Here is a 20,884-nt window from a genome sequence, read left to right as displayed (position 1 = left end):
GATGAGTTCAAACATGCAACAATCCCAAAGCCGGTCGCTTGTCGACTGGCTTTCTTATTTGGAGCAGATCCATCCTGTCAATATCGACATGGGGCTGGATCGGGTCGGTGCTGTCGCCCGGCGTATGGGGCTTACCCAGCTGCCGTTCAAGGTGATCACGGTGGCGGGCACCAACGGCAAGGGCTCCAGCTGTGCCATGGCGGCCAGCATTCTGATGGCCGCAGGCTATAAGGTCGGCGTCTACTCCTCGCCCCATCTGCTGCGCTTTACCGAGCGGGTGCGGGTCAACGGGCAAGAGCTGCCCGACAGCGATCACTGCGCCGCCTTTGCCGAGGTGGAAGCGGCCCGCGGCGAGATTGCCCTTACCTTCTTCGAGTTCGCCACCCTGGCTGGCTTGTGGCTCTTCTGCCGCGCCGCGCCCGATGTGCTGCTGCTGGAAGTGGGACTGGGCGGTCGGCTCGACGCCACCAATGTAGTGGAGTCCGATGTTGCCATGATCACCTCCATTGCCCTCGATCACTGCGACTGGCTGGGGGATACCCGCGAAGCAGTGGCCGTGGAGAAGGCTGGGGTCTATCGCGCTGGCAAGCCCGCCATCAGCGGTGAGCCTAATCCGCCCGCGACTATTGCCAGCGAAGCCCAGCGTCTTGGCGCCAACCTGCGTCAGGTCGGTATCGATTTTCTTGGCGATGAGCACGAGAGCGGTTGGGATTATCACGGCCTGAACCAGTGGCGGGATCTGCCAAAACCGGCGTTGCCACTGATGAACGCTGTGACCGTGCTGGCGGCGCTGGAATCCCTTGGCTTGCCGCTGCCGGAGTCCGCCATTCGTGACGGGCTTGCCAATGCCCGGCTGGCTGGCCGGATGCAGCAGCTGCAAAGTGCGCCGCTGGTGATCGTCGATGTAGCCCACAACCCCCATTCGGCGGCCTATCTGGCCGCGCAATTGCGCAAGATGCCCTGCTCGGGTGTACGCCGCGCCGTGGTCGGCATGCTCAAAGACAAGGACATGGCGGGATCCCTTGCCGAACTCGATGGTCTGATCGGCGAGTGGTATCTGGCCAGCCTCACCGGCCCGCGCGCCGCCACTGCTGCGCAACTGGCTGCGGCGCTGGGGGAGGGAAAGGGCCCTGCCAGGGAGTTTGATGATGTCAGCGCCGCTTATCAGGCAGCGTTGGCCGCATCGAGTCCGGACGATATGGTCATTGTGTTTGGTTCGTTTTACACTGTCGCCGACATTCTGGCGGGTGTCGCCGTCTAGGCCACACCCCGGCTCCCCGGCCTTCGGGCGGGGAGCCAAATCGCATATTGAGTTACGTAAAGGTAGGATTCAACTTGGCCTCGAAGTTTCAAAACCGTCTGGTGGGCACCGTCATCCTGGTGGCCCTGGTTGTTATTTTCCTGCCGGACTTGCTGGATGGTCACAAGCTGGCACAAAAGGAGGAGGCCTTTGCCAAGATCCCGCTGCGCCCCGAGCTGGAGCCTGCCAAGCCTGCGCTGCAGGTCTCGGCAGCCAGCAGCCTGCCCGCCGATCATCTGGCCAGCCAGCAACAGGCCTCTGCGGCCCAGCAGTGGCAAGTGGAAGAGGTGGCTGACCCCATGACCCTCGCCGGTCAGGGCAACGGTGCGCAGCCGGCGACAATCCCTGCCGCACCGGCACCGGTCCAGCCGCAACAGAATGCCCAACCCAAGCCACAGCCCAAGCCGGAAGTGGTGGCCAAAAAACCTGTCGAACCGCCCAAGCCAGCACCCAAGCCGACGCCAGCCAAACCGGTTGAAGTGGCCAAGGCGCCCGCGCCGGCCAAGCCGCAGGCGGGTCAGATCAAGTCCCTCGACGATCTGATTGAAAGCAAGATGACCCAGCCGACCACACCCGCGCCTGCTGCGGCACCGGCGCAGGGTAGCTGGATCCTCCAGCTTGGTGCCTTCAAGAACGTCGACAGCGTCAACGCGCTGGTGAGCAAGCTGCGGGCGGCGGGCTACTCTGCCCATACTTCGCCACGCACACCGGTGCAGGGTCAGCTCAACCGGGTCTTTATCGGACCGGATGTCTCCAAGGCCAAACTGCAGGGCATGCAGGGGCGGATCTCCCAGATGACCGGCCTCAGTGGCTCGGTGGTCTCTTACAATCCGTGACGGCTTGGCGTTGGCAATGGCCCTCTGAAACAAACACCGCGCCCCGTGCGCGGTGTTTTTTTATCTGGCCGTCGTGATTTTTAAGGACGGCGTCGTACAGGTCACCCCCCAGTTGGGATTTTCGGGCAGTTGGGGTAGTCTGAGCCCTTCTGCTACTCACAGGAGTTCAAGATGATCCTCTCGACGACCCCCACGCTGGAAGGCAAAACCATTCGTGAATACCGCGGCATCGTGGTTGGCGAAGCTATTCTCGGCGCCAATATTTTCAGGGATCTCTTTGCCGGGATCCGCGACATCATCGGCGGCCGCTCCGGCGCCTATGAAAAAGAGCTGGCCCGTGCCCGCGAGATCGCATTTGATGAGCTGAAAGAGCGCGCCGCCGCCCTTGGCGCCAATGCTGTGGTCGGCATCGATATCGACTACGAAGTGGTGGGGCAAAACGGCAGCATGCTTATGGTCAGCATCAGTGGCACCGCCGTGGTGGTCTGATCGGGCACCCGCCTCTGCATGGGCAATGAGCCGATAACCGGGTTATCGGCTTTTTTATTGCCTGTCTGATACGTGGCGGCTGGCAGGGTTATCACTCAACCCATTGATTTTAAATATTTATATTTATTAATAATTCCCCTAGCCGGTTTTATTTTTTTTAACTGGGTGGCCCGAGAGGGTCAAGCTAGAGTGCCGCCATCAGGAACGACACCGCTCACGGACGAGGTTCTCTTCTCTTGAAGGCGTATCACTATGAATCAAAAACCTGCTCTGCTGACCCTTGTCATGTTGGCCATGACCGCCCATGCCGGCAGTGCCCTCGCGGCGCTGCCCAACTTCAGCGCCACCTGTCCCACCGATATCCGGGTCAAGTCGCAAGGGGGCAATGTCTTTATCAATGGCAAGAAGGCGACCCTGAAAACGCTGGCGCCCGCCGCCTATTCGGCCACAAGCGGCAAGGTGGTCATCGGGATCACCTTCGATCTGCCCGCCAGCGAACCCACCCTGGATTACGTCATCAAGCATGATCGCCGGGCCCACGGCTTTTGCACCGTGCACGCCTGGTCGGCGGGCAAGGCCGCCGCACTGCCGATGGCCAAGGGGGACTCGCCCTATCAGGGCAAGTGGATCGCCAAAAACCGCGAGACCGGCGCCACGGTGGCCAATATTCAGGTGGATGGCAAGGAGCAGGTGTGGGTCAACGGAGTCAAGGTGAAGGCGAAACGGGCCGATGGCGCGCTGCAGTTTCGTCAGGGCACCATCCTCTACACCTTGCAAGGGGATCCGCGTATTCGCGATGAGAGCGACTGGAATGACAGCGATGTTCAGAACACCGGCCCCATCCGGCTCGAGTAACAGATGTGCCGTGCCACGGCTTGGTCATTGATGCAAAAAGCAGAGAGCGGCATGGCCGCTCTCTGCTTTGCTGTCTCTATTGGTTGATAGCCGTGCGGGGTTAGATGTCGTGGATGGCGTTGGCTTCCCCATACCAGTCCAGCTTGTCGGCCAGAGTGACCACGGTGCCGATGATGATGAGACTCGGGCTCTTCACCTGACGGGCCAGTTCGGCCAGCTGCTGCAGCTCGCCGCGCACCACCCGCTGACTGAGCTGGGTGCCTTGCTCCACCAGCGCCACCGGGGTGTGGCCGGGCATGCCGTGGGTTTGCAGCGCATCCTGAATGCGGGCGGCGTGGGCCAGCCCCATGTAGAACACCAGAGTCTGGCGGGGGGCCGCCAGCGCCGACCACTCCTGGGCGATATTGCCCTCCTTGTCGTGACCGGTGATGAACTGTACTCGTTGGGCATGATCGCGGTGGGTGAGGGGAATGCCGCTGTAGGCGGCGCAGCCCGACGCAGCCGTAATGCCCGGTACTACCGAGAAGGAGATGCCCGCCTCGGCCAGGGTCTCCAGCTCCTCACCGCCACGGCCAAAGATAAAGGGATCGCCCCCCTTGAGCCGCACAACCTGTTTGCCCAGCTGCGCTTGTTCCAGCAACAGCTGGTTGATCGCCTGCTGGGGTACGCAGTGGCGGCCCGCCTCCTTGCCAACAAAGATCCGCTCGGCATCCCGGCGAACAAGCGCCAACACCTCCTGCGAGACCAGCCGGTCATAGACCACCACATCCGCCTGTTGCAGCTGTTGCAAGCCGTTCAGGGTAAGCAGCCCCGCATCGCCGGGCCCTGCGCCCACCAGGGTCACGCTTCCCTTGCTCTGTGGTTGCTCATCGAGCAGCTCTGCGACGCTCTGTTCGGCAGCTTGCTGCTGGCCGCGGGCCAGTTGGCGGGCGAGGCGATCGTGGCTAAAGAGCCGCTCCCAGAAGCGGCGGCGGGCCAGCTTGTCCGGAATGAGTTTGACCCGCTCGCGCAGCTTGCCCGCCAGCGCCGCGAGCTGGCCGAGGTGTTGCGGCAGCATGGCTTCAAGTTTTTCCCGCAGCTGGCGGCTCAGTACCGGCGCCGCGCCTGCGCTGGAGATGGCCACCATCAGCGGCGAGCGGTCAATGATGGCGGGCATGATGGCGCTGCAGTGGGCCGGGGAGTCCACCACATTGCAGAAGATCTGGCGCAGGTTCGCTTCGTTGAAGACCTGCTGGTTGACCTCTTGCTGGTTGGTGGCGGCGATCACCAGCCACTTGCCATCGAGCAGTTCGGGATGAAAGCCGGCGGCGCAGACGGTCAGGCGACCCTGCTCGGCCCAGCTCATCAGTTGGGGTTCCAGGTGCGGGGCATTGATGGTGATCTTCGCCTTGGCATCGAGCAGCAGGCGCGCCTTGCGCACCGCCACCTCACCGCCGCCGACGATCAGGACCGGCTTGTTTTGCAACTGACAGAAGAGAGGGAGAAAGTCCATAACAGGCTCCGGATGCTGGCCCGCTCGCAATGCCGCGCCGGGCGAGATAGCAGGGCGCGCCGTGACGCACCCCGGATGGTCGGGGGAAAGCTCCCCCGACGGGAATAAAAAAGGGGAAGGGTGATCTACGCCCGGGCCAACGACAGATCCCCACCGGTGTCGGCCACTTGATCACGCTTCCCCAAACGAGGTTTTTCCTATTGCACCGCTTTGACGTGCATGTTGGCGACGTACTGATCTTCGGCCCAGAAGATGCGGTCAGCGACCATGGCTTCCGGGTTGAGGGTGACGCCGCGCAGCACCCGCTCCTTGAACTTGTGATAACCGGCCCGGTCGATAAGGTGACCCATGTGCAGGTAGATGGGTTTGCCATCCAGCATCTCGGCCTCGAACTCGAACAGGTTCTTGATCACTGCATGCAGCACCTCTTCGGTGACCCAGTTGAGGAACAGCTTGCCGGTACGGGGGGTCTTCTTGCTGGTGCGTCCCCCCAGCTTGACCATATAGAGCTGCTTGGGATCCCGCTGCCAGGCCAGGGTCGGGCAGGCCAGCACGCACTCGCCACAGCCGATGCACTTGCTCTCCTCCTTGACCGCCTTGCCATGCTTGATGGCGAGGCAATCCACTGCGTGGTGGCTGCATGCCTTGACGCAGGCGCCGCAGCCGATGCAGCGCTCGGCATTGAAGTGGATCTTGGCGATGCCGAGGATGCCGAAGTCGGCCATGTTGGCCTTGGCGCAGTCGTTGGGACAACCGGCGATCACCATCTTGAGGTGATAGGGGTTGGGGTAGAGGTGTTTCTCCATCCGCTGGGCCAGCCCAGTGCAGTCGATATTGCCCTTCTGGCAGATGGTGTTGCCCTGACAGGCGACGATGTTGCGCCCGCCGATGGTCTGGTAACCGGCTGTGGTGTCCTCTACCTCGATGCCGCAGGTCTCCACCTCGATCTCCTTGATAAAGGGTTCGAGGGCGGCGTTGACCTTGTCCATGTCCTGATACTTGATGCCGGGCATCGCCAGCTTCTGGCGGGTGGTGAGGTGGATCAGGCCGTTGCCATACTGTTCGGCGATCTGCTGGGCCACTGCCAGCAGGTGGGCGGGCATGATCCCGCCGGGAATGCGTACGCTGATCATCGCTTCGCCGCGCACCTTGGAGAGGCGGTATTCGTTCTTGGCGCGGGCCTTGATGATGTCGATATCGAGACTCATGGTGTTCTCCCTCAGTCGATCAGATGCTGGGCCTGGTCAAAACGAAAGACCGGTCCATCCACGCAGATATAGGTGTCGCCCATCCGGCAGTGGCCACACTTGCCCACGGCGCAGGCCATGCGGCGTTCGTAGTCGACCCAGATGCGATCCTTGGGGATGCCCCGCTCGAGGAAGGCGAGCACCACGAAGCGGATCATGATGGGGGGGCCGACCACGATCACCTGGATGTCCTCCTTGTCAGCGAGATCCAGCTGGTCGATGTAGTCGGTGACCCGGCCGATGCGAAACTGCTCGCTCTCCTTGCCCTCGTCCAGGGTGACGATAAGGTTCTGCTGCTCGGCCCAGAGCGGCATCTCGTAGCGATAGAGCACCGCCTGCTCGTTCTTGAAGCCGAGGATCATGTCGAGGGATTTCACCTCTTCCGGGTGTTTGCTAAAGCGGCGCAGCAGCCCCTTGACCGGCGCGACGCCGGTGCCGCCCGCCACCACGATGAGGTGCTGGTTGCGGTAGGTCTCCAGCGGATAGCCGTTGCCGTGGACGCCGCGCATCCACACCTTGTCGCCCACATCGAGGGCAAACAGCGCATCGGTCACCTTGCCGACCTTGCGGATCAACAGATCCACATAGCCATCGCCATAGTCGGAGACCGAAATGGGCGCCTCGCCAACGGTGGGCAGGGAGATCTCCACAAACTGGCCGTAGTGAACATCAAAGTCACGGGAGACCCGAAAGTTCCACTCAAGCTCGGTGTGACGCTCGATGGCCAGAATGGTGTAGGCCTTGGGCAGCAGGCGGTTTTCGACCACGCCCTGCTGCTGTTCTGCTGTTGCGGTTTGCTGGCACTGGCACATATCAGTTCGCCCCCTGCGTGTTGTCGGCTGCGATGGTCTGTTCGACCACATCGGTCATCTTGTTGATGATGTTGCTAAAGGAGATGTAGTGAGGGCAGCGATCGTCACAGCGGCCACAGCCGACGCACATGTGCTCCTCTCCCTGACGGGCCTTGTAGTCGTTGACCTTGTGCAGGGCGCGATAACGCAGGCGCTCGCCATGCTTTGCGCGAAAACCGTGGCCACCGGCCATGTCGCTGAAGCCATCCACCATGCAGCTGGCCCACTGGCGACGGCGCTCGCCCTGCTTGGGGTTCTCCGCATAGGTGAGGTCATGCACGCTGTAGCAGCTGCAGGTCGGGCAGGAGGTGGTACAGCGGCCGCAGCCGATGCAGCGGCTGTCGTACTCGGCCCAGACCGGATGGGCGGTGAGGATCTGGCGGATCCGCTGGGGGTCGTCACAGACGCTGTCCGGGGTGCGTACCTTGACCGGGTTGCTCTGGACAAATTCCGGGGTGAAGTCATCGGATTCACCCAGCTCGGCAAAGTAGCCGAGCAGCTCGGGATCCTTGACCTCGATACGGGCACCCTCATCGCTCAGACGAATGGCGGCGGCGTAGTCCCGGGTCTCGTTGCTGCCCATGGAGACGCAGAAGCAGTTCTCGAAGCTCTCGCGGCACTCCAGCAGCACCAGCTTGAGCTTGCTGCGCAGTCTGGCGTAGTAGACGTCGCTGTTCTGGCCATTTTTCAGGTAGACCTGATCCAGCCTGCGCAGAGCGTGGATATCACAGCTGCGCAAGAACAGCAGGGTGGGCTTGGCCTCCACCTTTGATTCGCGCAGCTCCAGATTGTCGAAGTGGAACAGGGTCTGGGTGATGGGGAGCACCACCTCTTTTGGGGAGAAGTGGGACTTCTCCTGCCACACCAGATCGGCCGGATGGCGGATGCTGTGGTAGGTGACGTTGTCGGTGTCGGAGAAGCGGCCGCCCCGATATTCGGCCGCGGGTGCCATGATCCGGTAATCGGGCAGCAGCCGCTCGAACAGCTGCGCCAGCGCGGGATGGGTGAGAAGAAACGACATAAATAAACACCTTATATGAGGGTGAGATGCCCTGGCATAGGGATGAGGCGCAAGCCGCTCAGAGTGTCTGACACCGATTCTGGCCGCGCTTGCCTCGCCACGGTCTGTTTTTATGACTCATGTTGCTCAACTGACCCGATTGTTATTGTGTTGGCGGCGCGTGCGTCGCGGCAGGTCGGGTCATGCCTGTAAAACCCTTATCAATTGAGCAGGGCGGCCTGGTAGCCTGCGCACTTGCCCATCACGTATCCCATCTCCAGCTTGTTGATATCGCGGGTGAAACGGGAAACGGGGAAGTAGTCGGCCGGGGCGATCACCTCGATCTGGCAGTCCTCCGGCGGATTGGCGATAAAATCGAGCGCCTCGTTGTAGCTGCGATCCCGCTGCTCCAGCGCCTGTGCCAGCGCGGGGCGGGTCTTGAGCAGGGTGCGGATCATCCAGGGGAAGGGCATCGGCTTGAGCCGATAGCCAAGGGGCTCGGAGAGGATCACCGTCAGGTGACGGGCACCGCGGCGGTAGGCCTCGATCACCGGGATGGAGTCGGCCACCCCCCCATCTGTCATCGGCACCCCGTGCACCTCCGGGTATTCGTGGGAGGCGAGGGGAATGGCGCAGCTGGCGGGCAGTACTTCGTTCATGTTCTCCGGCTTGACCCGGATGTACTCCGCCTTGCCGGTCAGGGTATTGGTCACCACCGCATAGAAGGGGATGCCGGTCTCCCGGTAGGCGTGAATGTCGAGGGGATACTTGCGGCAGCTGGTGTTCCACAGCCAGTGGATATCCACCAGATTGCCCCCCTTGGCAAAGCGCAGGGGATCCATAAACTGCTGGCTGCACGCCAGTTTGGTCAGGATCTCGTGGCTGCGGCCATGCTGGCTGGCGAGATAAGCCAGCAAGTTGGTGGCCCCCGCCGAGACGCCGATGGCGAAGTCAAAGGGGCGATAGTCATGCTCGATAAACGCATCCAGCACGCCGCTGGCAAATATGCCGCGCATGGCGCCGCCTTCTACAACCAATGCGCTGGGGGATGCGTTTTTGTTCATGACAGACACCTCATTGATATGCGGGAGAAAAAGTGGGAAAGAGAACGTCCGGGCTGTCAGGCCGACCATTCTGACAACCAACCGGGGTTGGCCATCGCAATGAGGTCATTCTAGGAAGGGGATGGTGTTTAGAATATCTGTTAATAATGAATAATGTGTTTTGTATTTCTAAACAACTGTAATAAACCCGTTGTGATCAAAGGGGTTGTGTAGGAGTCTCAACGACTCTGTGATGGCTGGATATTGGCAAGGATGAGTGTGTCATGACGTTATTGGTTCCCCCGCTGCTTAAACGTGGCGATACCATCGCTTTTTTCTCCCCCTCCAGCGCGGCGACCGCCTGGGCACCCACCCGTTTTGCCCGCGCAAAAGCCTTTCTTGAGGGACAGGGCTTTAGGCTCAAGGCGGGCAGCCTCACCGGCCAGCAGGATCATTGGCGCTCCGGCTCCATCGCCGCGCGGGCCGAGGAGCTCAACGGCCTTATTCGCGACCCAGAAGTGCGCTGCATCATGTCGGTGATTGGCGGCAGCAACTCCAACTCCCTGCTGCCCTACCTCGATTTTGAGGCGCTGAGGCGCGATCCCAAGATCATCGTTGGCTACTCAGACGTGACGGCGCTGCTGCTCGGCATCCACGCCCAAACTGGCCTGGTTACCTTTTATGGCCCGGCGCTGGTGGCCTCCTTTGGCGAGTTGCCGCCGCTGGTGGATGAGACGTTGGCCAGTTTTTTACAGATTGCGTTGGCCGATGAAGCTGGCGTCCCCTGCACGCTGCCCACCCCGGCAAAGTGGAGCGATGAACGGCTGGACTGGGAGAATCAGACCCGGGCCAAGCAGTGCCAGCCCAATCGGCTGATCTCGGTGGGTTCTGGCCGGGTAGTGGGGCGACTGATCGGCGGCAACCTCAACACCATGGCGGGGATCTGGGGCTCCCCCTATATGCCGCCCATCGAGCGCGGTGACATTTTGCTGCTGGAGGACAGCCTGAAATCAGCCGAGACGGTGGAGCGATCTTTTGCCCATTTCAAGCTGTGCGGGGTGTTTGATCGGATCGGCGGCCTTATCCTCGGCAAGCACGAGCTGTTCAACGATCAGGGTAGCGGCAAGCGCCCCCTCGATATCCTGCTGGAGGTGGTGGGGGAGCCGAACTTCCCCATTCTGGCGGAGTTTGACTGCGCCCATACCCACCCCATGCTGACGTTGCCGCTGGGGATCGAGGTGGCGCTCGATCTCGACCGCCAGCAGCTCACGCTACTGCAGCCCTGGTGGCGAGCAGAATGAGGGCGAAATGAATGTCCAACAACAAGGCCGCTTAGCGGCCTTGTCTGTTTTTGTGGGGAGGGATCAGGGCAGGGCATCGGGCCGGAAGCTGGCGCGGATCTGCGGCACCAGGCTTGATGGGTCGAAGCCTTTCTCCTCGCCCAGCACCGGATGGAGCAGGGGCTTCTCTTCGATGGGGGTGATATCCCCCGCCAGCAGCTGGCGGGTAGCCTGACCCATCTGGTAGAGCTGGCGCACCGGCGCAAACTGGGTCGCCAGATTGAGGGGATCATCGGCGCGGGTGAAGGCCATCATGGGGATCTGGTAGGTGGCATCGCGCGCCGGCTTGTCACCGTGAATCCCCTTGCCGGCAGACATCAAAAACGGCTGGTGATCGCCAAAGGCCACCACCAGATAGCGCTTGTCCGACTGGTCTAGGGTCTTGAGCAGTCGCTCCAGCGAGGCCATGGCATCCACCACCCCGGTGTAGTAGGTGTTGAGCAGCTGGGTGTCACTCTCGCTCTGGTTCGGGCAGGCGCCGCTGCGCTCCTGCCCCTGATAGCGGGGGCCATCGAAGGGGCCGTGCCCCTGCATGGTGACCGCATAGGCAAACAGCGGTTTGTCATCCTGTTCGCTGCGCTTGAGCAGGTGGTCGATCAGCGCATCATCGGAGATATAGAGTCCCTTGTGTTCAAGGGTGGTGAAGCGGGTGTCGAACCAGCGCTCCTCATAGCCGAGCGCCGGGATCGCCTTGGCGCGGCCCCAGAATTTTTCCACATAGGGGTGGGCGAACAGGGTCTGGTAGCCGCTCTGCCTGGCGCTCTGGGCCAGTCCCGGCACCTGCTGCGAGAGGTAGTAGTAGGGCACCACCCCCTGCTTGAGCAAGCCCACCGGCAGGCCGGTGTTCATCTCGAACTCCGCCAGCACCGTCATGCCGCCGGTGGTGGGGGAGTGGATGGTCTTTTGCCACTGCTGCACGCTGGCGGGCAGGGAGAGGGTGGGGGCCGGGGCGCAGATCCGCCCCTTCCAGTCGAGCCAGAGCGACTCATATTGCAGCACGATCACCAGATCCCAGCGCGGCGCAATGCCCTGGGGCGGATAACTCAGCTGCGGGGTCAGCTCGTTGATCTGCAAGGGGTAGCGAAACACGCTGCCGCTCTGCAGCATCTCGTCCACCAGATTGAACAGATAGAGGCCGGGGCCGGAGCGGATGATGTCCCTGTGGTAGTTGACCGCGCGATCCACGTAGCGAATGTTGGCTCCCAGCAGCTTGTTGCCGGTCTGGGTGGCAAAGACGCACAGGGCAAAGAAGGCAACGGTGGCAGCGGCTGTGCGCAGCACCCAGCGCGACAGGGCAAAGCGCCAGCAGAGAAACAGTGCCAGCAACACGGTGAAGATGGGCAGGATGGGGTGCTGGTCGAGCAGGATCCGCAGCAGCGCCAGCAGGTTGCCAAAATCGTCCCCGCCGAGCGGCACGCCGTAGATGGCGATCTTCATAAAGTTGGCCAGCAGACCTATGCCTGACAGCGCGGTAAAGACAAGCCCCATATAGAGGTTGAAGCCCGCCAGCGCACAGAGGCTCCAGCCCAGCACCATGCTGCCCCAGGCGAGATAGTAGTGCTCCGGCCGAAAGCCTGACCAGAGCAGAAACTCCCCCAGCTTGAACACCACGAAGCCATGCAGCAGCACGAAGGTGAGGTTGCCGAGCAGCAGGCTGCCGATGATCCGCCAGCGCAGGCTGCGGCGCAGCTTTGGCAGCACCGTCTTGAGCACGGCGGCGCTCAGGGCCAGCACCAGCGTCAGGCTCACCACCAGATAGGTGAGGTTGAAGCCCTGCTCCGGCAGGGTTTGCAGGATCTGGCTGAAGTCGCCGCTCTCGGGGCGATCTTTGAGCAGCAGACCGATGCGCAGCTGATAACGGCTGGCCAGTGCATCGTCCGGGGCGCGCAGGGTGCTGTTGAGATCCAGCGAGCAGCGGTTATTGCGGCACACCTGACGCTTATCCACCGCTTGACTCAGCTGGTCAATCCGCTCCCCCTTGTCGTTGAGCAGCTCCACTCGCACCTTGTCCCCCGTTTGCAGCGGCCCTCGCAACTGCCACTGGCTGCGCACCACCAGATAGAGGCCGCGGCTGTCGCTTTTATAGAGCAGGGCGTGGCGGGTGAGGGTAGCCAGCGGATTGTCGGCGGGGCCCAGCACCAGCGGCTGGGCACGGCCCAGCCAGCTGCCGGGATTGATCAGCGGCAACAACAGGGTCAGCAGCAGCAATCCGCCCAGCAGGGCAAGCAGCAGAGAGGGCAGACTCAGGACGCGGGGGCGGCCTGAGGAGGGGCGATTCATATAAGCTCATCCTTTGAGCGAGTGAGGGAGAGATCGTTCATCCGCATAGAGTTTGACCCGATGGTGAGGGCCTTGTTTCAGCTTGTCAATTTAATGACCACTTAATGAATATTTGGTTACAGCTCAACCTTGCAAATTGTGATCCCGATCGAGGGGTTGTTCGGAATATGTGATGAAAGCGTCATCATGGGGTTTTGCCGCTGGCTTGGGAGGGATCTGCTGTTTAGTCTCTCGATAGCGACTGGAGGTACATGTATGAATCCCAAAGTGATGGCACGTCAGGCCAGATTGCTGCGCATGCTGGAGAGCAAGGAAGAGATCCGGATCGGACGCGAGCGCGACTGCCCGCTGCCGCTGGCCCAACTGGTCAAGCTGAAGGATAGCCATCCGGCTGTGGTCAAGGTCTATCGCCACGGTCTCACCGCCGAGGTGTTTCACCTCAAGGTGGAGGGGCATCACTGGTGCCTCAAGCGGCGCCGTCAGGATTCACTGGTGGCCAACCTCGATGGCAAGACCGCCTTTCTGACCGAGCTGGAGCGGCGGCGTGAAATCGAGGCGCTGCGCGAGCTGCATCCTACTGTCCTCTCCCACGTGGTCTGCACCAGCTTCGGCTCGGCGCGCGCCGGGGTGCTGGTCTCCCCCTGGTTGCGGGGTGTGCCGGTCCACCAGCTCAACGAACGCAATCTGGCCCAGATGCTGGAGGTGCAGGGTGAGCTGGCCCGCTGGGGCTGGTTTGACTGGGACCCGAGCCCGGGCAACCTGCTCGATGACGGCGAGCAGATCTGCGTGTTCGACTTTGGCTATATGTGGACCTTTGATCCCCGCTTTGAATACAACTCCAATGGTCTGGTCGACCCGCAGTTCCATGTACCGGAGCGGTTGGAGACCCGCACCCTATCGGGGCTTTGGCTCGATGAGGCCGATCCTCTGCCGCAATTTCGCTACTGGCGCGAGCTTTGCCTGAAATGGGTGAAACGGGAGATCCACCACCTGATCCGCGAAGGGGCCAGTGCCCCTGTGCTGGCCCGCCTGCACGCCCTGCAAGGGGAGTGGAGCGCCGCGCTGGCGAGCGACGAGGCGCTGGTCGCCAACTGGTGGCGGGACATGTATCGCAGCCACCGGCTCGATGTGGCCGATGATCTGAGCGGCCAGAGCTGCGGCCCGCTCACCCTGCGTCGCCTCGATTGGCTGATGCAGGCGGTAACGGATCACTATCCGCTGCTGGTGGACAATCTCTCGCCTCAGGAGACGGAGCTCGGCCAGACCGGGCTGCTGGCCCGCTTGCAGCAGCTGCGCCGCGAAGCCGTCGCCTGTCAGTTGCCAGCCACCAGCCTTGCCTGAGCCGATACCTTTGCGGAATACAAATAAACAGGGCGCCTTGCGGGCGCCCTGTTGCATGGTCTGGTTTACCTCGCGGTGAGGGTCAGTCCAGCAGCTCCTGATGGAGGCGGTTGACGATATTGCCCGCCTCGCTCTCCTTGACCAGGAAGCAGAGGTTGTGGGCGCTGGCGCCGTAGCAGATCATCCGGATGTTGTGCTCGCGCAGGGCGTCGAAGACCTGACTGCCAACCCCGTTCACTTCGCTCATCCGGTTGCCGATGAGTGCCACCAGTGCCAGACCGGTTTCCACCTCCACCTTGCAGAGCTGCCCCAGCTCGGCCAGTACCTTGTCGCTCAGGATCGGTTCGCCGTTACTCTGGCTGCCGGTGTGATCCAGGGTCAGCGACACGCTCACCTCCGACGTGGTGATGAGATCGACCGAGATGCGGTGACGGGCCAGAATGCCGAACACTTCGGCCAAAAAGCCGTAGGCGTGGAACATGTTGAGGCTGTGCAGGGTCACCAGCACCTGCTGGCGGCGCAGGGCGACGGCGCGAAACAGCGGGCTTGAATCTGTGCTGGCGCGGATCCAGGTACCACCGGCGGCAGGATCCTTGGCGGAGCCGACAAACACCGGAATATTCTGGCGCACCGCCGGTTGCAATGTGGCGGGGTGCAGCACCTTGGCGCCGAAGGTGGCCATCTCGGCCGCTTCGACAAAGCTGATTTCGGGGATCGGGCGGGCGCGGGTGACGAGGCGTGGATCCGTGGTGTAGATGCCGGGCACATCGGTCCAAATCTCGATACTGGCGGCATCGAGCGCTTCGGCGAGCAGGGCTGCGCTGTAGTCAGAGCCGCCGCGCCCCAGCGTGGTGGTGCGGCCATCGCCATCGGCGCCGATAAAGCCCTGGGTGATGATAAGGCTGTCGCCAAGCTGCGGGCCCAGCGTCTGCTGGCAGAGAGTGCGGGTGGTGGCCAGATCGACGGTGGCTTTGCCAAAGCGGCTGTCGGTGCGCATCAGCTGGCGCACATCCTGCCAGTGGGCCTTGACGCCGCGCTGGCGCAGCAGCTCGGTAAAGAGGCGGGTAGACATCAACTCGCCGCAGGCGATGAGGCGATCGGCCAGCTCTGCATCGGTATGCTGGTGGGCTTGCTGGGCCATGAGGCGAATTTCGTCCAGCTGGCCATGAATGAGGGCGCTCACATCAACGGGGTTGCCGAGATCGGCCAGAATGGCCTGCTGGATCTCGGCCAGTTTGGCTAGCTGCTCGTCGCGGCCCGCTTCGTCCAGCTCCCCTTGTGCCAGGGCGACCAGCAGGTTGGTGACACCGGCGCTGGCGCTCAGCACCACCACCCGGGTGGCGGGATTGGCCAGCACGATGTCGGCGCAGTGATTCATGGCCGGGAAGTTGGCGACACTGGTTCCGCCAAACTTGGCGACATTGATCGGGCTCATTGCTTACTCCTGTCTTATTTTAAGATTCCGGTTCCATCGGGCAAAAAAGAGAGGAGGAGGCTGAAAATGGCAGGAATGAACGAAGCTATCCCGGCCAGAAGCACTCCACCTGCAGAGCCCATCCCGTACCGCCCCTGACAGGGCGCGGTGGGGGATGATCACTACCGATGACAACCCGGGGGATTCAGCCCCCGCAGCCGACGTTGAGGTCACCAGTCTCCTCACTCGTCTCGGCGCTGCTCCCCCTGACCCAAGTTCACCGGACGCTGGCGTCCTCCCTTGGGCTGCCTGGGCAGCGCTCCTCTTCTGGCTCCACCAGGGCGGTGGAGTGCATTTAGAAATACCCTGCGTTGGATTGCACTGTCAATCGAGTTTGTGAAAAAGTTCAAATTGTCGGCTAACTCAACGCAGGATCAATGACTTAAGCAATGGTCTTTGACAAAACCTTGGAACGGCGCTGCCAGTTGTAGAGACGTTGGCGCGCCACCGGCAGATCTTCCACTTCCAGCGGATCGAAGCCCCGCTCCCGGAACCAGTGGATGGAGCGGGTGGTGAGCACGAACAGGCGGCGAATGCCAAGCCGCTTGGCCCGCTCGGCCACCTTGGCCACCAGCTGATCCCCCCGGTTGGAGTTGCGATAGTCGGGGTGGATGGCGACGCAGGCCATCTCTGCCATCGCCTCTTCCATAAAGCAGTAGAGGGCCGCGCAGCCGATGATGAGGCCATCGCGCTCGATGATGGTGAACTTGTCGATCTCCATCTCCAGCTGCTCGCGGGAGCGGCGCACCAGAATGCCTTCCTCCTCCAGCGGGCGAATGAGATCCAGAATGCCGCCGATATCCTCGATGGTAGCGGCGCGGGCCTGCTCGGCACTTTCCCGCACGATCTGGGTGCCGAGGCCGTCGCGACTGAACAGCTCCTGCAGCATGGCGCCATCATCCTGATAGCTCACCAGATGGGAGCGGGGCACCCCGCCACGGCAGGAGGCGATCGCTGCGCGCAGATAGCGGGCGGTGCCGGACATCTCTTCGCCAGCCTGCTCCAGCTCAACCAGCAGCTCTTCGGCCTGCTCGGGGAAGAGCTCGGAGATGGCTTCGCCGCGCCTGTCCATCACCCCCTGGGTGCTGCTAAAGCAGATGAGCTTGTCCGCCTTGAGGTCGACCGCCACCCGGCGGGCCACCTCTTCGGAGCTCAGGTTAAAGCTCTCGCCGGTGACCGAGCAGCCGATGGGGGAGATCAGCACCAGACTCTTCTGGTCGAGCTGGCGGGTGATCCCCTCCACGTCGATGCGGCGCACCCGGCCGCTATGGCAAAAGTCGATGCCATCATCCACCCCCAGCGGCTGGGCAGTGACGAAGTTGCCGCTCACCACGCTGATCCGCGCCCCCTGCATGGGGGTGTTCGCGAGCCCCATGGAGAGCTGGGCTGTGATGTCATATTGCAGGCCGCCACACACCTGTTTGATGATGGTGAAACTCTCGTCATCGGTGACCCGGATCCGCTTGTGATACTGGGCCTCGATACCGGCGCGGGCCAGCGCTTCATCGTTTTGCGGACGTGAACCAAACACCAGCACCAGGCGTATGCCCAGTGTCTGCAGCAGGGCGATGTCGCTGACGATATTGGCGAAGTTGGGGTGGCAGATGGCTTCTCCCCCCATCATCAGCACAAAGGTGGCACCCCGATGCACATTGACATAGGGGGTGGATTGCCGGAAGGCATTGACCAGACTGGGTTCGCGTTCACGCACTTGATATTTCTTCCATAAAAAAACAGCGATTGGCTCAATATATGAAAATTAATTCACAAATCAAGACTAAATATTGATTTTGGCCGTTTCTGGTCTACGAGGGGCGGCTTGGCCGTGCGGATTGGGAAAGGATGGTTCGAAGCGCAGATGGCCGCCGGAGCGAGCGGGGAGGGGCCCGCCGGTTGATCCGGCGCGATAAACTGCTATCTTCGATGCTCCTTTTCGTCAGCTGTGTGATTTCACAGGGTTTTATACAAGGACAGAATTCATGGAACAGATTATTTCACCGGCAGATGCCCTGCCGGGACGACGCGAAGCGATGGTGATTGGTCAGCAGCATGCGGTGAATGGCAACCCGACCCAGGGCCCCTGGCCGGAAGGGATGGCGGTGGCTTGGTTTGGCATGGGTTGCTTCTGGGGCGTGGAACGCCTGTTCTGGCAGCAGCCGGGCGTCTACTCCACCGCGGCCGGCTATCAGGGCGGCGTCACCCAGAATCCCACCTACAAAGAGGTGTGCAGCGGGCTGACCGGCCATGCCGAAACGGTGCAGGTGGTGTTTGATCCGGCGGTGATCAGCTACGGCGATCTGCTCAGACTGTTCTGGGAGCAGCACGATCCGGCGCAGGGGATGCGTCAGGGCGGGGACATTGGCACCCAGTATCGCTCGGTGATCTTCTATGGCGACGAGAGCCAGCAGATCATTGCCCAGCAGAGCATGGCGGCCTACCAGCAGGCGATGGCGGCAAGCGGCGACAGTCGTGCCATTACCACCCGCATTCTGCCGCTGGCGCCCTTCTACTATGCCGAGGATTACCATCAGCAATATCTGGAGAAAAACCCGGATGGTTACTGCGGATTGGGTGGCATTGGAGTCTGTTTGCCGCCCAGCCTGAACCGCTGAACAGGTTTGTAGTCGATTTCTTAATAAAAGTGAAAATAAATGGTCGGAGGAGGGAACTTATTGCGACCAGTCGGGACTAACTAGGTAGCGTCCAGGGATCGGATGCAAAGTCCAGACACATTTCTTGCCTTGATAACCGCCTGATGAATGAACGCACTGGCGGGTTGAAAATGATAGCAAGCAGGGCTGCCCACCAAGGCGGCCCTTTTCCTTATCTGCTGCTTTTAAATCTTGCGTTGGGCGGGAGAACCGGACGGCAGATCAGCCGATGGCGCTGTCGAACAGGTTCTTGATGAGATCGATAAACTCGATGAGGAAGGTTTTCTGTTCCGGGGTCGGGGCGCGCAGCCAGACGGCGGAGAGCACCTCTTCCAGGTCGGCGACCACGGCGTCGGCCTCCTGCATGATGGCGAAACGCACCTTGGGATCGAGCTGGGGGTTTTGCTCGCAAATGGCCATCAGGTTGCTGGCAACTCGGCCACTGACCAGATCTTCGATGGTCTCTTCACCATCGTTCTGCTGCTGGGATTCAAACAATCCCAAACTCTCCACCAGATACTCGATCAGCGAGATATAGCCTTCACTTTCTACCACCATGGTTGCTGCCTCAATACAGTAACAATACGAAAATTAAGCGTATTTTAGTGGCTTGCCCTAGCTTGGCAAGCAGCAGTGCAGGCGATGGCGAGTAAAACTGACTCCGCCCCGCTCCACGCACTCCAGCTCGGTCAACGTAAAGCCATGTCGTAAAAATAGCTCATAACTGAAGGCGCTGGCCTCGGTGGTGATGAGCGTCATACCGAGCCCTCGGGCACCCGCGAGCGCCGTGGTGAGCAGTAGATTGCCCAGTCCCTGGCGCTGATGGTCGGCGCTGACATAGAGCAGACTGAGGTGGCCATCGGGGCTCAGGGTGACAAACCCGAGGGGCACATTTGCCTGCTCTGCTACCCAGCCGTGGTGCTCGCGCAGCTGGCTGACAAAGCCCGGATGTTGTGAACCGAGGGCCCACTGCTCCACCTGCTCGGCGCTGTAGTGTTCTGGGCCGCTGCGTCGCACCGCCTGCTCGAACAGGGTCACGAGGGCGGGGATATGTGCCTCGCCAAGAGGGACAATACAAAGTGCTGGACTAAGTGCTGGCGTCATAAGGTTGGGCCGTCAGTAGGGGGGAGGGGGCGTGGCGCCTGTGGCCGTTTGGCTTTGGGCAGACCCGCGACAACCCGCTCATAGGAGTGGTGCACCCAGCCCTGCCACAGATCATCCGGCAAGGTGCTGTTCAGGGTCACTGTGTTCCAGTGTTGCTTGTTCATATGCCAGCCCGGTTTGACCTCGGGGTGGATCTCGCGCAGCAGCAACGCCAGCTCAGGCTCGCATTTGAGGTTGATAGTGAGCGGCTCGGCCTGCCAATCCACCAGCGCGAACATCTTGCCCGCGATGCGGTAGACCAGGATCTCCGGGCCAAACGGGGTATCTTCGGTAGCGCCCGGCAGGGTCAGCAGAAAGTGGCGCAAACGGGTCAAATCCATGGAAAGTTCTCGCGCAAGGGGTGATCCGGGTCATGTCAGGCGCATATCTATCGGCGGGCCTGTTCTGTTAATATGCGCGCAGCCGAGTATACCCCCCATCACCAAGGGAGCCTATTGGATGTTGTATCACAAGACTTTCGAACTGGGTCCCGAGCGGGATTGGGTGGTGTTTGTCCATGGCGCCGGTGGCAGCTCCTCCATCTGGTTCAAGCAGCTGCGCGCTTATCGCGAACACTTCAACGTGCTGCTGCTGGACTTGCGCGGCCACGGCCAGTCCCACCAGCTGCAACAGGTGGTCAAGGGCCACTACAGCTTTCGGGAAGTGACCGAAGATATCGTTCGGCTGCTCGATCATCTCGATATCCGCCGCGCCCATTTTGTCGGCATCTCCCTTGGCACCATCCTTATTCGCCATCTGGCCGAGCTCTGCCCGGAGCGGGTCAAAAGCATGGTACTGGGGGGCGCTATCTTGCGGCTCGATATCCGCTCGCGGGTGCTGGTGCAACTGGGCCGACTCGGCCAGCACTTCCTGCCCTATATGTGGCTCTACCGGCTGTTTGCCTTCATCATCATGCCGCGCCAGCACCATCAGGAGTCGCGCAACCTCTTTGTGCGCGAGGCCCGCAAGCTCTGCCAGAAGGAGTTCAAACGCTGGTTCCGCCTCGCCACCGAGGTCAACCCGCTGATGCGCTACTTTCGTGAACGCTCCCTGCCCATTCCCACCCTCTATGTGATGGGGGAGGAGGATCATATGTTTCTGGCACCGGTGCGCGAACAGGTGGCCCGCGATGCCAGCTCTTCGCTGGCGGTCATTGAACAGTGCGGCCATGTCTGCAATGTGGAGCAGCCGGAGCAGTTTAATCGCCGCACGCTGGCATTTATTCAATCGCTGGGGAGCGGGAGGAAATAACCTCCCCTTAAGTCTAGTTATCCTCAAATAACGTTGGTTATATATTCTCCTTTACAATTTATTCAACTCAAACTGATAGCCATCATGGTTTTAAGAATAGCCATACTGGCTTCGATGCTGTATTCGACAGGCTACAACTACCTCCTATAGAATAGGGTCTGTAAGACGGCTGACAATTAGAATTTTGAAATAATGGTTTTGCTCTTCGTCTTCGCTTATTGAATCAAAAGATTCTTCATCCATATCATCAAATTCGAACTTATCCTCAATGTCATCATCGTCATAAAATAA

General features: G+C 61.1%; 19 protein-coding genes and 1 riboswitch. Of the genes, 8 read left to right on the top strand and 11 right to left on the bottom strand.

All coding sequences use genetic code 11. From position 1 onward, the window contains the following. Position 1 precedes the first annotated feature (1 nt). From folC to OKC43_RS05485, 4 genes are all read left to right on the top strand, one after another. Complete coding sequence (gene folC / locus OKC43_RS05500) at positions 2 to 1,261, top strand: bifunctional tetrahydrofolate synthase/dihydrofolate synthase (protein ID WP_236271180.1); 1,260 nt, start codon at positions 2 to 4, stop codon at positions 1,259 to 1,261. A 74-nt stretch (positions 1,262 to 1,335) separates the two neighbouring features. Continuing rightward, positions 1,336 to 2,136, top strand: a complete 801-nt coding sequence (gene dedD, locus OKC43_RS05495; RefSeq protein ID WP_236271181.1) for a cell division protein DedD — start codon at positions 1,336 to 1,338, stop codon at positions 2,134 to 2,136. 171 nt (positions 2,137 to 2,307) lie between these two features. Beyond that, positions 2,308 to 2,625 carry a heavy metal-binding domain-containing protein gene (locus OKC43_RS05490; RefSeq protein WP_236271182.1) on the top strand — a complete coding sequence of 106 codons (318 nt, stop codon included), beginning with the start codon at positions 2,308 to 2,310 and terminating at the stop codon, positions 2,623 to 2,625. A gap of 252 nt (positions 2,626 to 2,877) precedes the next feature. Then, the gene (locus OKC43_RS05485; protein WP_064338209.1) at positions 2,878 to 3,480 is read left to right on the top strand and encodes a hypothetical protein; all 603 of its coding nucleotides are present in this window, start codon (positions 2,878 to 2,880) and stop codon (positions 3,478 to 3,480) included. Positions 3,481 to 3,580: 100 nt separating this feature from the next. Here OKC43_RS05485 and cysG read toward each other — a convergent pair whose 3' ends face one another. The 5 genes from cysG to OKC43_RS05460 all read right to left on the bottom strand — a co-directional run bounded on the left by cysG (position 3,581) and on the right by OKC43_RS05460 (position 9,134). Then, a complete protein-coding gene (gene cysG / locus OKC43_RS05480; RefSeq protein ID WP_236271183.1) occupies positions 3,581 to 4,972 on the bottom strand; it encodes a siroheme synthase CysG in 1,392 nt (463 codons plus the stop codon). A 197-nt stretch (positions 4,973 to 5,169) separates the two neighbouring features. Next, positions 5,170 to 6,180 (bottom strand): sulfite reductase subunit C, encoded by a 1,011-nt coding sequence (gene asrC, locus OKC43_RS05475; protein ID WP_040066440.1) that lies wholly within the window; start codon positions 6,178 to 6,180, stop codon positions 5,170 to 5,172. 11 nt (positions 6,181 to 6,191) lie between these two features. After that, complete coding sequence (gene asrB / locus OKC43_RS05470) at positions 6,192 to 7,031, bottom strand: anaerobic sulfite reductase subunit AsrB (protein WP_265344065.1); 840 nt, start codon at positions 7,029 to 7,031, stop codon at positions 6,192 to 6,194. A gap of 1 nt (position 7,032) precedes the next feature. Further along, positions 7,033 to 8,091, bottom strand: a complete 1,059-nt coding sequence (gene asrA / locus OKC43_RS05465; protein ID WP_064338206.1) for an anaerobic sulfite reductase subunit AsrA — start codon at positions 8,089 to 8,091, stop codon at positions 7,033 to 7,035. 200 nt (positions 8,092 to 8,291) lie between these two features. Further along, complete coding sequence (locus OKC43_RS05460; RefSeq protein WP_005333746.1) at positions 8,292 to 9,134, bottom strand: patatin-like phospholipase family protein; 843 nt, start codon at positions 9,132 to 9,134, stop codon at positions 8,292 to 8,294. 263 nt (positions 9,135 to 9,397) lie between these two features. Here OKC43_RS05460 and OKC43_RS05455 point away from each other — a divergent pair, with 263 nt between their 5' ends. Next, positions 9,398 to 10,414: a S66 family peptidase gene (locus OKC43_RS05455; RefSeq protein WP_236271184.1), complete on the top strand. Its 1,017-nt coding sequence runs from the start codon at positions 9,398 to 9,400 to the stop codon at positions 10,412 to 10,414. Between the two features lie 63 nt (positions 10,415 to 10,477). Here the strand turns inward: OKC43_RS05455 and OKC43_RS05450 are convergent, their stop codons facing one another. Beyond that, positions 10,478 to 12,733 carry an LTA synthase family protein gene (locus OKC43_RS05450; RefSeq protein ID WP_236271185.1) on the bottom strand — a complete coding sequence of 752 codons (2,256 nt, stop codon included), beginning with the start codon at positions 12,731 to 12,733 and terminating at the stop codon, positions 10,478 to 10,480. Between the two features lie 255 nt (positions 12,734 to 12,988). Here OKC43_RS05450 and OKC43_RS05445 point away from each other — a divergent pair, with 255 nt between their 5' ends. Then, positions 12,989 to 14,074, top strand: a complete 1,086-nt coding sequence (locus tag OKC43_RS05445) for a hypothetical protein (RefSeq protein WP_005333743.1) — start codon at positions 12,989 to 12,991, stop codon at positions 14,072 to 14,074. 82 nt (positions 14,075 to 14,156) lie between these two features. On the opposite strand, the gene lysC is transcribed toward OKC43_RS05445, so the two are convergent. Then, positions 14,157 to 15,509, bottom strand: a complete 1,353-nt coding sequence (gene lysC, locus OKC43_RS05440) for a lysine-sensitive aspartokinase 3 (protein WP_236271186.1) — start codon at positions 15,507 to 15,509, stop codon at positions 14,157 to 14,159. Positions 15,510 to 15,599: 90 nt separating this feature from the next. After that, positions 15,600 to 15,823, bottom strand: a riboswitch (Lysine riboswitch). 107 nt (positions 15,824 to 15,930) lie between these two features. Next, positions 15,931 to 17,259: an amino-acid N-acetyltransferase gene (gene argA / locus OKC43_RS05435; protein ID WP_005345063.1), complete on the bottom strand. Its 1,329-nt coding sequence runs from the start codon at positions 17,257 to 17,259 to the stop codon at positions 15,931 to 15,933. Between the two features lie 268 nt (positions 17,260 to 17,527). On the opposite strand from argA, the gene msrA reads away from it, so the two are divergent. Next, complete coding sequence (msrA, locus tag OKC43_RS05430; protein ID WP_019446160.1) at positions 17,528 to 18,160, top strand: peptide-methionine (S)-S-oxide reductase MsrA; 633 nt, start codon at positions 17,528 to 17,530, stop codon at positions 18,158 to 18,160. A gap of 261 nt (positions 18,161 to 18,421) precedes the next feature. Here msrA and OKC43_RS05425 read toward each other — a convergent pair whose 3' ends face one another. From OKC43_RS05425 to OKC43_RS05415, 3 genes are read right to left on the bottom strand one after another with little or no spacing between them, the layout of a single operon-like run. Continuing rightward, complete coding sequence (locus OKC43_RS05425) at positions 18,422 to 18,757, bottom strand: DUF3802 family protein (protein WP_005333735.1); 336 nt, start codon at positions 18,755 to 18,757, stop codon at positions 18,422 to 18,424. 57 nt (positions 18,758 to 18,814) lie between these two features. Beyond that, a complete protein-coding gene (locus OKC43_RS05420) occupies positions 18,815 to 19,303 on the bottom strand; it encodes a GNAT family N-acetyltransferase (protein WP_236271187.1) in 489 nt (162 codons plus the stop codon). Then, complete coding sequence (locus OKC43_RS05415) at positions 19,300 to 19,683, bottom strand: MmcQ/YjbR family DNA-binding protein (RefSeq protein WP_019446158.1); 384 nt, start codon at positions 19,681 to 19,683, stop codon at positions 19,300 to 19,302. Before OKC43_RS05415 ends, OKC43_RS05420 begins: the two co-directional genes overlap by 4 nt. A gap of 118 nt (positions 19,684 to 19,801) precedes the next feature. On the opposite strand from OKC43_RS05415, the gene OKC43_RS05410 reads away from it, so the two are divergent. Next, entirely contained in the window at positions 19,802 to 20,593 is a 792-nt protein-coding gene (locus OKC43_RS05410) for an alpha/beta fold hydrolase (RefSeq protein WP_040066426.1), read from the top strand. Positions 20,594 to 20,884: the final 291 nt, after the last annotated feature.

Source organism: Aeromonas sp. Y289-2 (assembly GCF_027705925.1).
In the GTDB taxonomy this organism is placed as follows: Bacteria; Pseudomonadota; Gammaproteobacteria; order Enterobacterales; family Aeromonadaceae; genus Aeromonas; species Aeromonas veronii.
The sequence above is the reverse complement of the archived record's forward strand: the minus strand, read 5'-3'. Positions and strand labels throughout refer to the sequence as shown.

Coding starts and splice junctions, on each gene's coding strand:
- asrB (WP_265344065.1), bottom strand. CDS start 7,031: ATGTGCCAGTGCCAGCAAACCGCAACAGCAGAACAGCAGCAGGGCGTG.
- OKC43_RS05410 (WP_040066426.1), top strand. CDS start 19,802: ATGTTGTATCACAAGACTTTCGAACTGGGTCCCGAGCGGGATTGGGTG.
- OKC43_RS05450 (WP_236271185.1), bottom strand. CDS start 12,733: ATGAATCGCCCCTCCTCAGGCCGCCCCCGCGTCCTGAGTCTGCCCTCT.
- OKC43_RS05420 (WP_236271187.1), bottom strand. CDS start 19,303: ATGACGCCAGCACTTAGTCCAGCACTTTGTATTGTCCCTCTTGGCGAG.
- OKC43_RS05445 (WP_005333743.1), top strand. CDS start 12,989: ATGAATCCCAAAGTGATGGCACGTCAGGCCAGATTGCTGCGCATGCTG.
- OKC43_RS05460 (WP_005333746.1), bottom strand. CDS start 9,134: ATGAACAAAAACGCATCCCCCAGCGCATTGGTTGTAGAAGGCGGCGCC.
- msrA (WP_019446160.1), top strand. CDS start 17,528: ATGGAACAGATTATTTCACCGGCAGATGCCCTGCCGGGACGACGCGAA.
- OKC43_RS05425 (WP_005333735.1), bottom strand. CDS start 18,757: ATGGTGGTAGAAAGTGAAGGCTATATCTCGCTGATCGAGTATCTGGTG.
- OKC43_RS05485 (WP_064338209.1), top strand. CDS start 2,878: ATGAATCAAAAACCTGCTCTGCTGACCCTTGTCATGTTGGCCATGACC.
- cysG (WP_236271183.1), bottom strand. CDS start 4,972: ATGGACTTTCTCCCTCTCTTCTGTCAGTTGCAAAACAAGCCGGTCCTG.
- lysC (WP_236271186.1), bottom strand. CDS start 15,509: ATGAGCCCGATCAATGTCGCCAAGTTTGGCGGAACCAGTGTCGCCAAC.
- OKC43_RS05455 (WP_236271184.1), top strand. CDS start 9,398: ATGACGTTATTGGTTCCCCCGCTGCTTAAACGTGGCGATACCATCGCT.
- folC (WP_236271180.1), top strand. CDS start 2: ATGAGTTCAAACATGCAACAATCCCAAAGCCGGTCGCTTGTCGACTGG.
- asrC (WP_040066440.1), bottom strand. CDS start 6,180: ATGAGTCTCGATATCGACATCATCAAGGCCCGCGCCAAGAACGAATAC.
- asrA (WP_064338206.1), bottom strand. CDS start 8,091: ATGTCGTTTCTTCTCACCCATCCCGCGCTGGCGCAGCTGTTCGAGCGG.
- OKC43_RS05490 (WP_236271182.1), top strand. CDS start 2,308: ATGATCCTCTCGACGACCCCCACGCTGGAAGGCAAAACCATTCGTGAA.
- OKC43_RS05415 (WP_019446158.1), bottom strand. CDS start 19,683: ATGGATTTGACCCGTTTGCGCCACTTTCTGCTGACCCTGCCGGGCGCT.